The sequence below is a fragment of the Vibrio sp. V43_P6S15P86 genome (assembly GCF_009904725.1).
Classification (GTDB): domain Bacteria; phylum Pseudomonadota; class Gammaproteobacteria; order Enterobacterales; family Vibrionaceae; genus Vibrio; species Vibrio diabolicus.
In genome coordinates this window covers 14,511-29,217 of record NZ_WXWT01000405.1, presented here as the reverse complement: position 1 = coordinate 29,217, position 14,707 = coordinate 14,511, and the positions used below count along the sequence as shown (strand labels likewise).

Below are 14,707 nucleotides of genomic sequence, written 5' to 3'. Positions count from 1 at the left end.
ATTTAAGTTAATACCATCCATATAAACACCTTACTAATGTAAAAGATAATTATTATCATTATCAGGTATGTTGGTTTTTAGAAAGTGGCAAGCGGTGAATCAGTGAAGTGACTCGAAAGTTAGGCGAAATAAAAAGTGGTATCTGGCGTTGTTAATGAAGTCAAGAAAGACGAGAATTGAGAGCTGGATCAGCACACTTTTCTTGGGGGGAATTACTCAAATCTAATCGTAAATTTGCCCCTTGGCAAAACTTAAATGATGGATCTATTAAGGAGTTAACGAAAGGGCGGGAGGGGTCACATTTCCCTACAGTTTTTCTTACCACCTCGTTCCTGTTTTGCTATAGATTACGCATCGAAAACATGGTGTGTTCGGAGGAAATATGTCCATTAATTCTATCGACCATGACGAGATGACCAACATCGCTCACAAATGGGAATTACCTGATGAAGAAGCCGTTGTGAAGCCTGAGAAAACAGTGAAATCAGCAGAAGCCAGAAGACGCATTGAAGCGCTACGTGAAATCCGTGAAAGTGGATTGACCATTGAAGAAGCAAGGGAGCTTGGCTTGATACACTGATTGCTCTAGTTTGGTATAGCAATCCATAGGGTAGTCGTCGGGCTGCCCTTTTTATTTTTCGCTCCATTTTAGCCATTGCGTCTCACCACAACATCTCACATCTCTTTATTTTTCTTATCCAAACGTTCTAATTCACCTCTCTTTCACCTAAAAAGTTCTAGATCCAAACTCATTTTCATCTGTGTAGAAGTTTGACAATCTTACCTAGCGTTACTAAAAGATATATCAATAGCGATATGCTTTTTGTTGATTATCGCGACCACAAAGCAAGGAGCGCGAGTATGGTTGACCAAATCCTTTTTTATGAGCCCGATGAGCCCCACGGTTTTCTTTCCAATTTTTGCCATGCCCCAGTCAATATATCCTCCCAAACTTGGCTCACCAGCGAACATTATTATCAAGCCCAAAAGTTCCTCGATGCGCAGTTACAAAGCAAAATTCAACACGCGAGCACTCCCGATGAAGCATTTGCCTTAAGCCGAAAATACGAACATTTCGTCAGAAGTGACTGGGAGGATATGAAGCTGGCCGTTATGGCTTTCATCGTTAGAGAAAAGTTTCTGCAAAATCCACCTTTAGCGCAGCAGTTAATGAGAACGGGTAACGCTTGTCTTACAGAGCATTCTCACAAAGATGCCTTTTGGGGGGATGGGGGAGACGGTAAAGGAGAAAATCATTTAGGAGAAATTCTGATGAACGTTCGGGCTGAGCTGAGACATGTCGAGCCCTACAATCTCGTGAAGTTCATCGATAAAGCCAAATTGCCAACCCAATGGGGCACATTTATGATGTATGGCTTCGTTGAAACTGCCACGAACAAAGAGCATCTTGCCCTCGTGTATGGAGAGCCTGCAAACAGCGCAGCACCGCTTATTCGGTTGCATTCGGAGTGCCTTACTGGCGATGCCTTGTTTAGTACGCGTTGCGACTGTGGTTTTCAGCTCAATAGGGCGCTACAAAATATTGTCGAAGAGGGATGTGGTGTACTGCTTTATTTACGTCAAGAAGGACGTGGTATTGGCTTGATTAATAAAATTCGAGCTTATCACCTCCAGGACGATGGCGCCGATACTGTAGAAGCCAATGAACGTTTGGGCTTTGCTGCCGATATGCGTGATTACGCGTTCTGTAAAGGGATGTTAGAGCATTTGGGCATTGATGCGGTGCGACTAATGACGAACAACCCACGTAAGCTGGCTGCGTTAAAAGCGGTTGATATCAACGTCATTGAGCGTGTGCCCTTGCAAGAAGGTAATAATCCGAGCAATCAACACTACTTGCAAACAAAGGCGAGTAAATTAGGGCACATGTTTGATCCTAAGTTTGTCAATCACACCAAGTAAAGCATCATCTATGTCTCAATAGATGAAAACGCCAACGATACTATCGTTGGCGTTTTCATTCGTTAGGTCATTTATTTATACCTTTGAATGATCTCATCAATTTCGCCCGATGTTTTTAACTCAGCCAAACGTGTATTGATGTAGTCCTGAGTTTCTGGCTGCATTTGGGGAGAAAAGGCCAAATAGATCGAGTAGTCAGGGATAACTGAACTGAAAGGTTGGATCTGAAAATCCTCAAGTGGCAAATTGAGGCGTTTTAAGTTGTACATAACGCGCGATTCCATTTCAACGAAGGCTGTATCTCCTGGTGTTCGGGTTATCACTCGATATGCGTCATCATAATCTTTAACGCGTATTTCATTCACACTACCATCCTCAAAGAATGGGATTAAATTCGGATAATCAAAACCGAGTAGTAATACGATAGATCGGCCATGCATGGTGTCCATATTCTTGAACTCTAACGGTTTCTCACTACTAGAGACCAATACATGTTTTACAGTGTAAATGGGCTCTTCAGACAAGTTTTCTGATTGCACCTTGCCCCAATTTGGGCTGCCGTAAGTTAGCCAGTTTGGTTCGCCACCTTCTTCTAATATGGAGATCATTCGTTTAAACGGATAAGTATGATAATTCACCTGATAATCCGATTCAGCGAAAATGGCACTGACGATGTCAGTCACAATCCCGGAATGCATTTGCCCCTGTTGTTCTATTTGAAATGGCCTTGCTTGGTCGGCGATAACGTAATAGTTCACTTCAGCGGCAGTAGCATAAGTTCCTATCGCAATAAAACTAAAAGCCAATCTAAGTAGAAGTCTTTTCATCGTATCCTCGATTATTATTTGCGCGTGGCTATATTTAGAGTAGCGCAAGTTTATCGGAGCGATTTCATATGGATGAAAAAGAGCGATCTCAACGTCGATTTAGTATCGGCAACCAACTTATGCTGGCGGTGCTAACGTTGAGTTTAATCTTTACTGTCATCATTTCCGCTGTGAGTTTATATCGAGTTTTTAACGAAGATTTAGCCCATTTGCACGTCGAGCTAAAGCAGGTCGAATCCAGTTACTTATCGAGCTTTTCTGCCAGCTTATGGGTGGAGGATAGGGAGCTGTTACTCACTCAAGCAGAGGGCGCAATGCGCATGCCCTCTGTGGATTATTTACGTATCGCTAATGAAGATGAAGTTATCGTCGAACAGGGCACCGCACTTTCTGAGGATGTCGTAGAAAGAAGTTGGCCGATGCAATATCGTGTTGGTGATAAAACCTATGATCTGGCGACATTGACTGTTCAGGCGGATCTGAGCTCGATTTATGAAGATCTTTGGCAACAATTTTTTTTCTTGCTCACGACAGAAGCGATCAAGATCCTATTGCTCATAATTGGCGTGCTTTGGGTCGCCTTCCGCCTCTTGGTCAATCCTCTCCAACTGCTTTCCGGCGCCGTGAGCGATTTTAGTGGCGGGAAGGTCCCAAGCAAAGTTACGCTCCCAAAGCGTTGGTGTTTTGATGAAGTGAGCGTGTTGGCGGAGAAATACAACCGAAGCGTTGAGAAAGTCCGTGAGCATCAGACTGAGCTTGAAGAAGAAAGAGATAGAGCGGAAGTCGCCAACCGCAAAAAAAGTGAATTTCTTGCCACCATGAGCCATGAAATTCGAACACCGATGAATGGCATTATTGGTGTCGCTTCATTACTGGGTGACACCAAACTCGATCCTCAGCAAAAAGAGTTTGTAGAGATCATCGATAGCTCTTCTCACTCTTTAATGACGATCATCGACGATATTCTCGACTTTTCTAAAGTCGAAGCAGGTAAAGTCGAATTAGAAAATGCGAGTTATGATCTGCGCCGTATTTTGGATGATGTGATCAGCTTACATACCGTCAAAGCCAAGCAGAAGAATCTGCAATTGCTTAGCGATATTGATCCTCACTTGCCAGCGGAAGTACAAGGTGATGCTGCACGCTTAAAACAGGTATTGAACAATTTGTTGAGCAACGCGATCAAATTTACTGATCGTGGTCATGTGAAACTTCTTGTTGAGTTAACACGTCAAGAGCATGATGTCGCCATGATTCGATTTCGCGTCGTTGATTCTGGCATTGGTATTGCGAAAGAGAACCAACAAGCGATCTTCGAACGTTTCCAACAAGCCGATGGCAGTACAACCAGAAAGTACGGTGGTACCGGCCTTGGTTTGGCGATTGGTGCTCAGTTGGTGAACTTAATGGGAGGAGAAATCCAACTGACAAGTGAGTTAGGGCTCGGTAGTTGTTTTGAGTTTTCGATTCCAGTTGTAGTAAAAGCACGGTCTACCTACACGGAACGACCTAATGTTTTGACGTTTCCAAAAGTTGAAGATAATGAAACCAGCCTCCAGCATGGCAATCAACCTTGGGTATTGATTGTTGAAGATACCATCGTAAACCAGAAAGTCGTCCGTATTATGTTGGAAAAGCTCGGCGTTCGAGTGAGCGTCGCAAATCATGGTGAAGAAGCGCTTCAGCTATGTGAGAAGCAAGCTTTTGACTTGGTGTTTATGGATTGCCAAATGCCAGTGATGGATGGCTTCATTACTACTGAGCGTATTCGACAAATGGGAGAGTGGGGGAAACACGTTCCCATTATTGCGTTGAGTGCCAATGTTATTAAAGAAGATCAACAACATTGCTTTGACGTCGGTATGAATGAGTTTGTCGCCAAACCTGTGACCAAAGATCGGTTGCATCAAATATTCGAGCAGTTTTTACCAAAAGCGCTGAAAATCAGTACGGGTCCCAAATAGTTAACTTGAAATTGATCAAGTTAAGTGCGTTTCTATTCTGCAATTGTAACTCTGTATGCTATAGTGCGCGGCTAGTATTTAAAGTACCTTGAGGCTGTAAATGTCGTTCAATCTATCCCTATTGCCGCCTGATGAAAAAAACAAAATCGAACTGGATAAACAAGCGTCGTTTTTGGTTTGGAAGCTCAGAGAGGCCAAATCTGGTCCTGAAGCAATAGAAGAACAGTTGTCCAAGATTAACGATGCTGATGAAAAAGCGTTTTTTCAGCAATCGGTCGAAAAGTACAAACGAGTAATGGGTGTCGCTTAACGCGAATCGTGACAACGGTATAAAACTATGTGGCGAATGAGGTAACCTCCCCATTCCTTTGCTAAGCGAAATTGAAAAGGTTTCGCTTTTTGCTAAAATCCTTCGCATTAAATTTGAATTTAGAGAGACATCCCGATGGGAAGAAGTTTTGAAGTGCGCAAAGCCTCTATGGCGAAAACTGCAGGCGCGAAAATTAAAGTTTATTCCAAATACGGTAAAGAAATTTACATGTGCGCGAAAAACGGCGGTAGTGACCCAGACATGAACTTGTCTCTTCGCCACCTGATCGCGAAAGCGAAAAAAGATCAGGTACCAGCGCACGTTATCGACAAAGCACTAGACAAAGCGAGTGGCGGCGGTGGTGAAGATTACCAACCAGCGCGCTACGAAGGCTTCGGCCCTGGCGGCACAAGCGTGATCGTAGACTGTCTAACAGACAACGGTAACCGTACATTCCAAGATGTACGCCAATGCTTTGTTAAAGTGGGTGCGAAAATTGGTGTTGAGGGCTCAGTTTCTCACATGTTCGATCACCAAGCGGTATTCCAGTTCAAAGGCGACAATGATGAGATCATCCTAGAAACGCTAATGATGGAAGATGTAGACGTAACTGACGTTGAGCTAGAAGACGGTGTGATCACTGTATTCGCTCCTCATACAGAGTTCTTCAAGACGAAAACAGCACTAAATGGTGCGTTCCCAGATCTAACGATCGATGTGGAAGAAATCACTTTCGTTCCTCAAACTCACACTCCAGTAGCGGGTGAAGATGCTGAGAAGTTCCAGAAATTCCTAGATCTTCTAGATGACTGTGACGACGTTCAGCAGGTTTACCACAACGCAGAGCTATAATTTCTTAGCTTCCACCGTTGTAAAAAGGCTTCCCGAGGGAAGCCTTTTTTGATCGTACTTTTTGCTAGCAGCATTATGCGTTGCGATATTTGGAATAACACAGTGACATGATCACACCAAAACAGATGCCTTGCGTCAGCATGGCCGTGCCGCCGTAACTAAAGAACGGCAAAGGGCTTCCCATTACAGGCAACAAGCCGCTCACCATGCCTGTATTGATAAAAGCATACAGGAAAAAGCTCATCGCTAATGCGCCACTCACAAGCCGACTAAAAAAGTGGTCAGACTGACATGCAAGCAACATGACGCGCGCGGTAATAAACAAGTACAGTGCGAGCAAGACTAAACTACCAACAAAACCCCACTCCTCGGCATAAGTCGAAAAAATAAAGTCCGTATGACTTTCTGGAATAAAGCCAAGTGTTCCTTGCGTAGCATTCATCCAACCTTTGCCTTTCATTCCGCCGGAGCCTATCGCAATCAAAGATTGGATAATTTGGTAGCCCGAACCTAACGGATCCGACTCTGGGTGCAAGAACTGAGTAACGCGGCTTTTTTGATACGTTTCCATGACGAAGAACCACAAAATAGGCGCCAACGTTAATATACTCGCGACAAAGCCACCGATTATTTTCCAGCTCATGCCAGCTAAAAATAAAACGAATAAGGCGTAAATGACGGTAAAAACTGCACCGTCTAAATCCGGTTGTAGCGCGATTAACCCAGCAGGAATCATTGTGATGAGTAAGCAGAATGCGATTTTTCTACTATCTGGTCTGCCACCTTCAATATGTAGCATCCACGCGATCATGATTGGAATCGAGAGTTTGATTAGCTCCGAGGGTTGAAAGCGAAAAAAGCCAATATCGAGCCAACGTTGAGAGCCATTAGTGCTATCGCCAAACAAAGCGACAGCAAGTAGCAGCGCAACCGCAATAATGTAGAGATATGGAGCTGAGCGTTGATAGCTAGCGGCGGGAATCGATGACATGACCAATATACAAACCAAGGTCAGTCCGCAGCGTGCTAAATGCTTGAAGAGCATGGCCTCATTAAAGCCACTGGCACTCCAAAGTGTTAGTGTACTCAATAGCATGATCGGAATGATCGCCATCAGCAGTGGCAAATCGACCCTGGGGAAAAAACGCTTATTCATTTTCTACGACCTAATAACGCACCCAGTTCGAGCGCGAAAACAACCAGAACTCGAGAGTTCGAACTATTCCGATGCTAAGAATCCTATTTGGAAATAACAGACACCATGCAAAGGTGTGTATGAGAGGAGCGTCGATGTCGTCTGTTATGGGTAAGCCGCTTGGAAAGCTGTGGAATGGATAAATACACTAGACGCAGGTTTTAAGCCAGTATTTTTATTCCTATTGTGGTGAAAGACAGACGCTTACAAACAAGCTGGGATAAATGTTCTCTTTAAGGATGGAATGTCATTCATCGCAGCAAACAACCATTCATCGCAGCAAACAACCATTCACTCCGCATAACTGCCATTGGTCGCATGCAAAAGCAGCGTGCGATCTTCTCCCTTAATCTGAAACCATCAAATCACGTTCAACAAGGACAGTACATGATGGTTTCTCAATCTCGCTCAATCAAAGCTCTTAAACTGGCAAGTACGTTTATCGCCGCATTTGCACTCAGCAGCAATCTGGCTCTGGCTAACCCAAGCGAGCGCACACTCAGTCAATTCAACCAAGCGGCGCAGGGTGACTCTGGTTTAGTTGATACCGTTTACGGCGAATTATCCAAACAACTCGAAGAGCAGGGCGCAACGCCGGTGACGTTGGTTTACTTGGGCAGTGCTGAGACATTGCAAGGCCGTGAGGCGTTTATGCCTTGGAACAAGATGAAGTTCACCGAGCGCGGTCTTGCCACAATCCAAAAAGGCTTGGATTTAATGGCGAATCAGCCAGTACCACTGCAAGAGCAACAACGCTTACAAGGCTTGCCGGAATACCAGCTAGCTACCGCCATGGCAGCGACTACGTTTACCTCTCTGCCAGACATGTTCAATCACTTTGAGCGTGGCTACGAGCTGTACCTTTCTCTGCTCGATGAACCGAGTTTTAGCCAACAACCTTTCGCCGCAACGTCTTGGATTTATCGCTACGCCATTGAAGCAGCACTACGAGCTGAAGATGTTCAACAAGCCAAAACATGGTTAGCGCAAATGGAGCAGTTGGGTGACAGCAATCTAGAAACGCAAACCGCGAAAGCGCTGCTAGCCAAGTATTAGGGAGGCGTCATGATCGTTTTTAATCAACTCAGTCGCGATTACGCCCTTGGCAGCCAAACCGTACGTGCATTGCGAGACGTGTCTGGTGAAGTGTTTGCGGGCGAAATGGTGGCATTATGCGGACCGTCTGGCTCAGGCAAAAGCACCTTACTTAACGTGCTTGGCATGCTGGATACTCAATACCAAGGTCAGGTGGCATTTGCAGGCAGCCCATACCCAACCGGACAAATGCAGGCTGCGAAAATGCGCCGTGAAAAGCTTGGTTTTGTGTTCCAAAAATTCAACCTTGTCCCCGTGATGACGGCGCTAGAGAACGTGGCGTATCCGCTGCATCTCAACGGCTTTTCAAAAGCAGAACAAACCGAGCTCGCCACACAAATGCTAGAGCATGTTGGCTTGGGCGAGTTTATTAATCATATGCCCGATAACCTATCAGGCGGTCAGCAACAACGAGTGGCAATTGCTCGTGCGTTAGTACACAAACCAGCATTGGTGATTGCTGATGAGCCAACCGCAAGCCTTGATAGCCAAACTGCCAACAAGGTCATCGACATTATGAAAGGGCTCGGACACGAGCTTGGCACCACTTTTATCGTCGCCACTCACGACCCTCGCATGGCATCCCGCTGCGATCGCACCATTGAATTGGTGGACGGCAAAATCACCCAAACGCACGCAAGTGTGGAGGAGGTTTCATGGGCAAGCTAATTCCTGCTTCTGTTCGCCTTGCTTGGTTGAACCTGCAACGCAATCGCCGCCGCAGTTTGTTGTCGATGCTGATCATCGCCATAGCTGTGTTCGCTTTAACTAGTGCGGGTGGTTTTGGTCTGTACACTTACGACAGTTTGAAAGAGTCGACAGCGCGTGACACGGGGCATCTGACGTTAACCACGCCAGGTTACTTCGTTAAAGAAGAAGAGATGCCACTGAGTAATGGGTTAACTCATGCGGACGACATCACCAAGCAATTGATTGGCTTAAGCGTGGTGCGAGGCGTGCAGCCACGAGTTGAGTTCAGCGGTTTGATTTCCAACGGCAACAAGTCCTCGATCTTTATCGGCATTGGCGTGAACGAACGCGAATTCGATATGAAAGGACCTTTTTTAGATGTGCGTGAAGGACAGACGCTGTCCAACATTCATGCATCGCGTTATGACCCAGCAGAGCCAGAAGTGATGCTCGGCGTTGATTTGGCGAATAACCTAAGCGTGCACGTTGGCGATTGGATTACCTTGCTGGCGACCACAACCGACGGCGCATTGAACGCGTATGACTTCAAAGTACGTGGCATTTACTCAACCGGCGTGCCTGAGCTTGATAAACGCCAGCTGTACGTGCACATCAACAGTACGCAATCGCTGCTCGGTTCAGACAAAGTCAGTGCGTTATCTGTCTTCCTGTTCGATACCAGTTTAACGAGCCAAGTCGAGCAACAAGTGGCTTCGGTTCTGAGTAAGCAAAAGCCGAACTTTGGTGATCAAGATATTGAAATTACGCCTTGGCAAGAACGCGCGTTCTTCTATCTCAAAGTGAAAGATTTGTACGACCGCATCTTCGGCATCATGGGCGCAGTAATGGCGTTGGTAGTCTTTGTCGCCCTGTTCAACACCATGACCATGTCAGTGACTGAACGCACTCGTGAAATTGGCACCTTGTCAGCACTTGGTAGCTACCCTCGCGAAATCATTGCTGGGTTCTTGCGCGAAGCAGGGTTACTTGCGGTGATTGGCAGCTTAATCGGCGCTTTGTTTACGGCGCTAGTGACCGTCTTACTGATGGTCGTGGATGTACAAATGCCGCCACCGCCAGGACGCACAGAAGGTTACCCATTGACGATTTACTTCTCTTGGGAGCTGGTGGCTGTCGCAGGATTCGCAGTATTGATGATTTGTTTGGTTGCGGCGTTTTTCTCGGCGCGCAAAGGGGTGAACAAGCCAATTACGGAGGCTCTGATTTATGTTTAATTTCAAATCACTATTACCAATTGCATTGCTGACGGCAATCGGCGTTGCAAGCATGAATGCCAGTGCGAATGAAACAGCGCTAGATGCACAGCAAGTCGCGCAATTGATTGAAAAAGCGGATAGCTACCGCTTGCAAGATGATTCCTCCAAAGTGGTGTCACTGGTGCGCTTATATCAAGACCAAGAGTTAGATAAAACCCGCCTTTACCACGTGTACACGCGTCCAAATCGTGAATCGCTGGTGGTGTTCAAATCAGCAGTCGAAGCTGGGCAAAAGATGCTGATGATGGGCGACAACTACTGGCTGCAAATGCCAAAGAGCCGCCGTCCGATTCGCATTACGCCAATGCAGAAGCTGCTTGGTGAAGCGTCTATTGGCGACATCTCAACCCTGACGTGGAGCCAAGATTATCAAGGTGAATGGAAAGCGACAGAAACTGTTTCGGTGAATGGAGAAAGTGTTGCGGCTTATCACCTTGCCTTAACCGCGACAACCAAAGGGGCGAGTTATCAGAAGATCGACTTATGGTTGTCTGAGCAAGATGCGTTTCCAATTAAAGCTGATCTCTACTTGCGCTCTGGCAAACTCGCCAAGCAAGCGCAATACGGACGTGCAAGCGACAATGGCGAAGACTACGTCAGTGAGATGACCTTGCTTGATAGCATTCAGCCGAGCAAAAAGACCGTTATCGAGTATCAAGAAATCGTGCCTTGGCAACTGGATAACAAGTTTTACAACCCAAGCTATTTGCCGAAAGCCAACACGACTCAGCTTTAGTCTGAGCTTTGCAAATAGAAGCATGAAAACGAGCAAGGAAGTCACATGAAACCGCACCAGCCTAACCTTAACAAAAGCACCAGTTTGTTGATTGCAGCCTCATTGTGTGTGGGCGCAGCAGTCCCTGCTTTTGCCAATGATGAGCTGAGTTTTGAGTGGGATTGGGCTGTCAGTTACGAAAGGGCCGAGCAGCGTGATAGCGCGTTTATGCAGGCGCAGGGCAGTTCTCGTGATTCACTTAATGCACTGTTGGATGTGCAGGTGAATTATCAGAACTTCAGTGGTTTGTTCGCTCTGTATAGCCAAGGTTTGTACCTCAATCAACAAGGAAAGAGTGATTGGTGGAGTGAAGCTGATAACCAATTGCTGATTAGAGAGCTTGCTTGGCTAGGGGAGTGGCAAGTCGGTGATACCACTCTTGATGTGAGTTTAGGTAAGTTGCGCGTGGATTGGGGCGTGGGTTATGGCTACCGACCTTTGGATCTGTTTAAGCCTTATCGACAAAACCCTGTTGGCTTAGTCGCAGAAGAGGGTGCGGGTGTGTTTTCACTCTCACACTACGATATGGCTGGTGAGTGGACCGTCATTGCGACCGATTCAAGCTGGGGGCAACAAGACCAAAGTGCACTTGATCAAGCCGCAGAGCAACAAGGTGTTGGTATTCGTCGTTATGCGCTGGTGGGTGACACCGAGTATCAACTTATTGGTTATTACGATGATGTGCGCCGAGGTTTACTTGGAGCCAGTGTAATTGCGGTGTGGGGTGAATCCATCGCAATGCACGGTTCCATGCTGTGGCAAAAGCAAAGTGTCGGCTATCAGTTTCAGCAGGATGATCTTTACCGACCCGTTTCGGTTGAGGAGCAGGGCAGCGCATTCCAAGCCTTAGTTGGATTGAACTGGGCAAACCAAGCCGGACACAATGTGATTGCTGAATATTGGTACGACAGCCGGGCATGGTCGAAAAGCGAGTGGCAACAAGCAATCGAACGTGGCGAATTTCTCTCTCAACCCCTTAATCCCCAAACGTCTCTACTTGCAACAAGCTACGCCCAAGGGTTTCAGCATGCCAATATCGTTCAGCATAACGTAATGCTGCACTGGAGTTGGGATGTGGAAGCGTGGGCTGCATGGAACGGTAAAGCGGATATGGGCTGGCTAAGTGATGTAACTCCTACGTTGGATGTGATGTTGTCGCCGCAAGATGGCGGTGTGATTGTCACGCAGTGGCTTAACTACCAATGGATTGATACCGGCGATCAAAGTGTAGAAGTGGAAGTTGCCGCACGCTTTTTAACCGGAGACGACCAATCTGCTTACGCACAAATCAATGATAAGCATATGATTGTATTTAATATCAAAGGGAAGTTTTAAATGTGTTCAGCTAAGTTAATGGTAGAAAGTGGATGGCTACGCAGTGTGGTTGTCACGACTTTATTCTGTTTGTTTATCTCGGTAATGACATTGTCTGTTTGGGGTGGACCTTACTATGTGCATGTATTGGTGAGCTTTGGTTTTGGTTACTCCGCCTTGTTTTTCTCTTGGTTAGTCGACAAGTTGTTTCCTAGCATCCCTCGTAGACTAGAAATTGCTTTGTCATTGACCGCCTGTTTGTTGTTTGGCGTCATTAATGCGCAGTTTTGGCTCGGTGAATACTTCGGCATTTCGGGCATGCTGCCAGTGTTGCTGATGGGCTTGTTATTCAGCGGCATGTGTTACTTTTATTTCCACTCACGAGAGAAAGAAGCGATTGCTCAGCGTGAATTAGAGAGTATCAAGCGTGAAAAGGCAGAGCAGGAACGTGCACTGTTGCTAAGTCAGCTTAAACAGATGCAAAGCCAGATTGAACCGCATTTCCTATTTAATACCTTGGCAAATATCAGCGCGTTGATGTCCCAGGACGTTGATAAGGCCAAGCAGATGTTGGATCAACTTACCGCACTATTACGTGCGACGCTAAAAAGCTCACGTGAAGAGCACACCACGATTGAGAATGAAATTGCCTTAATTGAAGCCTGCTTGAGTATTCAGAAGATACGTCTGGATGGACGTCTAAGCTACAAAATTGAAGTAGAAGATGGTTTAGGAACAACAGAACTGCCACCGATGATGTTGCAACCTTTGGTGGAGAATGCCATTGTTCACGGTATTGAGCCGAAGCGAGAAGGCGGTGAAGTCCGTTTGCTGATTAAGCGCGAACAACAGAACTTGCTGATTGAAGTCAGAGACACGGGTGTTGGCTTAAATCACGTGAGTGGGCACATGGGCTCTGGCGTCGGTTTAAGTAATCTCAAGCAGCGAGTTGAAGCTTTGTTCGCAGGGCAAGGAGATGTTTCTATCAGTGAGTCTGCTCAGGGTGGCGTTTGTGTTCGCTTGCGCTGGCCAATGGAATCGTAATCAAGGAAGAAAGGAATGAATACAGGGTTTACTGCCATTATTGCTGATGATGAACCGCTATTGAGGCGTCATCTTGATAAAAGCCTAGCTGATGTGTGGCCAGAGCTAGAGGTAATAGCCAAAGTCGCGGATGGTGAACAAGCGTTGCAGGCCATTGAGCACAACCAACCTGACATTGCGTTTCTCGATATTCGTATGCCAGTGTTGGATGGCATGACATTAGCGCAAAAACTCAATCAACTCGCCAATCCACCTTTGATTGTGTTTGTCACCGCGTACGATGATTACGCCATCAAAGCCTTTGAACAAAATGCCGCCGATTATTTGCTCAAGCCTATCTCGGATGAGCGCCTCCTGACGACGTGTGAAAGAGTGAAAGTACGCCTTGCTAAGCGAGAGCAAGAAAGCAGTAATGTGCAGATGAGCAGCCTGTTAGAACAGTTGCAGCAATTATCCGCGCCACAAACTCAGCAATATCTTCAGTGGATCAAAGCGACGCAAGGGGAAGACATTCATTTGATCGCCACGTCTGATGTGTTGTATTTCAAAGCGGAAGAAAAATACGTTTCTGTGTATGCCCAACAAGGACAAGGCAAAGTGCAGGAGTATTTGATTCGCACATCGTTGAAAGAGTTGATAGGGCAGCTTAACCCAGAACAGTTCTGGCAAGTGCACCGTTCAAGCGTGGTGCAAGTGTGTAAAATTAGCAAAGTAAACAAAGACTTTGTTGGCAGAATGTTTGTGCACGTTGGAGAAAATAAGCTCCCTGTGAGCCGTGCATCTCAAAGTTTGTTCAAAGGGATGTAATCGCTAGAACTGCTCACTCTTTACACTGTAAACTCGCTGCTCATTTTTTCAGCAATAAAAACAAAAAGCGCCTAAGTCATCAGACGTTAGGCGCTTTTGTCGTTTTATAGCGACGACTTCTCCGAAGAGATGAATGGGCTTATTCGCTGATCATCACTTTCTCGATAATGATTGGATCGCATGGCACATCATCGTGACCAAGCTTAGAGGTCGTTTTTACTTTCGCGATGCGATTTACGACATCCATACCTGCGGTCACTTTACCAAACACGGCGTAGCCCCAGCCTAGGTTGGTGGTTGCGGTGTGGTCTAGGAAATCATTGTCTTCCAAGTTAATGAAGAACTGTGCCGTTGCAGAGTGCGGAGCATCGGTACGCGCCATTGCGATAGTGCCAACAAGGTTCTTTAGACCACGGTTTGCTTCGTTCGCGATAGGGGCGCGTGTTGGCTTTTCTGCCATGTCTTCTGTATGACCGCCACCTTGGATCATAAAGCCGTCGATAACGCGGTGGAAAATGGTGCCGTTGTAGAAGCCATCTTCACAGTATTTTTTGAAGTTCTTTGAGCTAACTGGCGCTCGTTCTAGATTCAGTTCAATTTCGATGTCACCGAAATTGGTGGTCATGATAATCAT

The 14,707-nt window shown here is 46.2% G+C and carries 15 protein-coding genes; 12 read left to right on the top strand and 3 right to left on the bottom strand.

The features are described from left to right. Positions 1 to 382 precede the first annotated feature (382 nt). Both CAG69_RS18405 and ribA read left to right on the top strand, forming a co-directional pair. Positions 383 to 580: a PA3496 family putative envelope integrity protein gene (locus CAG69_RS18405; protein ID WP_005392088.1), complete on the top strand. Its 198-nt coding sequence runs from the start codon at positions 383 to 385 to the stop codon at positions 578 to 580. Between the two features lie 281 nt (positions 581 to 861). Beyond that, positions 862 to 1,923, top strand: a complete 1,062-nt coding sequence (gene ribA, locus CAG69_RS18400; RefSeq protein WP_152813705.1) for a GTP cyclohydrolase II — start codon at positions 862 to 864, stop codon at positions 1,921 to 1,923. Positions 1,924 to 1,994: 71 nt separating this feature from the next. On the opposite strand, the gene CAG69_RS18395 is transcribed toward ribA, so the two are convergent. Then, the gene (locus CAG69_RS18395) at positions 1,995 to 2,750 is read right to left on the bottom strand and encodes a substrate-binding periplasmic protein (RefSeq protein ID WP_161445562.1); all 756 of its coding nucleotides are present in this window, start codon (positions 2,748 to 2,750) and stop codon (positions 1,995 to 1,997) included. 68 nt (positions 2,751 to 2,818) lie between these two features. Between CAG69_RS18395 and CAG69_RS18390 the strand changes: the two genes are divergently transcribed. The 3 genes from CAG69_RS18390 (at position 2,819) to CAG69_RS18380 (ending at position 5,876) form a co-directional block, all read left to right on the top strand. Beyond that, complete coding sequence (locus tag CAG69_RS18390; protein WP_152813709.1) at positions 2,819 to 4,714, top strand: ATP-binding protein; 1,896 nt, start codon at positions 2,819 to 2,821, stop codon at positions 4,712 to 4,714. A 100-nt stretch (positions 4,715 to 4,814) separates the two neighbouring features. Beyond that, positions 4,815 to 5,024 carry a DUF3283 family protein gene (locus CAG69_RS18385; protein WP_005374484.1) on the top strand — a complete coding sequence of 70 codons (210 nt, stop codon included), beginning with the start codon at positions 4,815 to 4,817 and terminating at the stop codon, positions 5,022 to 5,024. Between the two features lie 135 nt (positions 5,025 to 5,159). Next, positions 5,160 to 5,876, top strand: a complete 717-nt coding sequence (locus tag CAG69_RS18380) for a YebC/PmpR family DNA-binding transcriptional regulator (RefSeq protein WP_152813711.1) — start codon at positions 5,160 to 5,162, stop codon at positions 5,874 to 5,876. A gap of 73 nt (positions 5,877 to 5,949) precedes the next feature. Here the strand turns inward: CAG69_RS18380 and rodA are convergent, their stop codons facing one another. After that, a complete protein-coding gene (gene rodA, locus CAG69_RS18375) occupies positions 5,950 to 7,032 on the bottom strand; it encodes a rod shape-determining protein RodA (RefSeq protein WP_046875633.1) in 1,083 nt (360 codons plus the stop codon). A 426-nt stretch (positions 7,033 to 7,458) separates the two neighbouring features. Between rodA and CAG69_RS18370 the strand changes: the two genes are divergently transcribed. Genes CAG69_RS18370 through CAG69_RS18340 form a run of 7 tightly spaced genes read left to right on the top strand, consistent with a single transcriptional unit; the run spans position 7,459 to position 14,073 of the window. Further along, positions 7,459 to 8,127 carry a hypothetical protein gene (locus CAG69_RS18370; RefSeq protein WP_017189795.1) on the top strand — a complete coding sequence of 223 codons (669 nt, stop codon included), beginning with the start codon at positions 7,459 to 7,461 and terminating at the stop codon, positions 8,125 to 8,127. A gap of 9 nt (positions 8,128 to 8,136) precedes the next feature. Next, positions 8,137 to 8,835, top strand: coding sequence for an ABC transporter ATP-binding protein (locus CAG69_RS18365; RefSeq protein WP_152813713.1), 699 nt, complete (start codon positions 8,137 to 8,139; stop codon positions 8,833 to 8,835). After that, positions 8,823 to 10,091, top strand: coding sequence for an ABC transporter permease (locus CAG69_RS18360; RefSeq protein WP_161445561.1), 1,269 nt, complete (start codon positions 8,823 to 8,825; stop codon positions 10,089 to 10,091). The genes CAG69_RS18365 and CAG69_RS18360 overlap by 13 nt, the downstream gene beginning before the upstream one ends. After that, a complete protein-coding gene (locus CAG69_RS18355; RefSeq protein ID WP_161445558.1) occupies positions 10,084 to 10,869 on the top strand; it encodes an outer membrane lipoprotein-sorting protein in 786 nt (261 codons plus the stop codon). The genes CAG69_RS18360 and CAG69_RS18355 overlap by 8 nt, the downstream gene beginning before the upstream one ends. 45 nt (positions 10,870 to 10,914) lie before the next feature. Next, positions 10,915 to 12,243, top strand: a complete 1,329-nt coding sequence (locus tag CAG69_RS18350; RefSeq protein ID WP_161445556.1) for a hypothetical protein — start codon at positions 10,915 to 10,917, stop codon at positions 12,241 to 12,243. Beyond that, positions 12,244 to 13,266, top strand: coding sequence for a sensor histidine kinase (locus CAG69_RS18345; protein ID WP_161445554.1), 1,023 nt, complete (start codon positions 12,244 to 12,246; stop codon positions 13,264 to 13,266). A 15-nt stretch (positions 13,267 to 13,281) separates the two neighbouring features. Beyond that, a complete protein-coding gene (locus CAG69_RS18340; protein WP_161445552.1) occupies positions 13,282 to 14,073 on the top strand; it encodes a LytR/AlgR family response regulator transcription factor in 792 nt (263 codons plus the stop codon). Positions 14,074 to 14,212: 139 nt separating this feature from the next. On the opposite strand, the gene CAG69_RS18335 is transcribed toward CAG69_RS18340, so the two are convergent. After that, on the bottom strand, positions 14,213 to 14,707 hold the full coding sequence (locus tag CAG69_RS18335) for a peptidylprolyl isomerase (protein WP_161445548.1): 495 nt from the start codon (positions 14,705 to 14,707) through the stop codon (positions 14,213 to 14,215).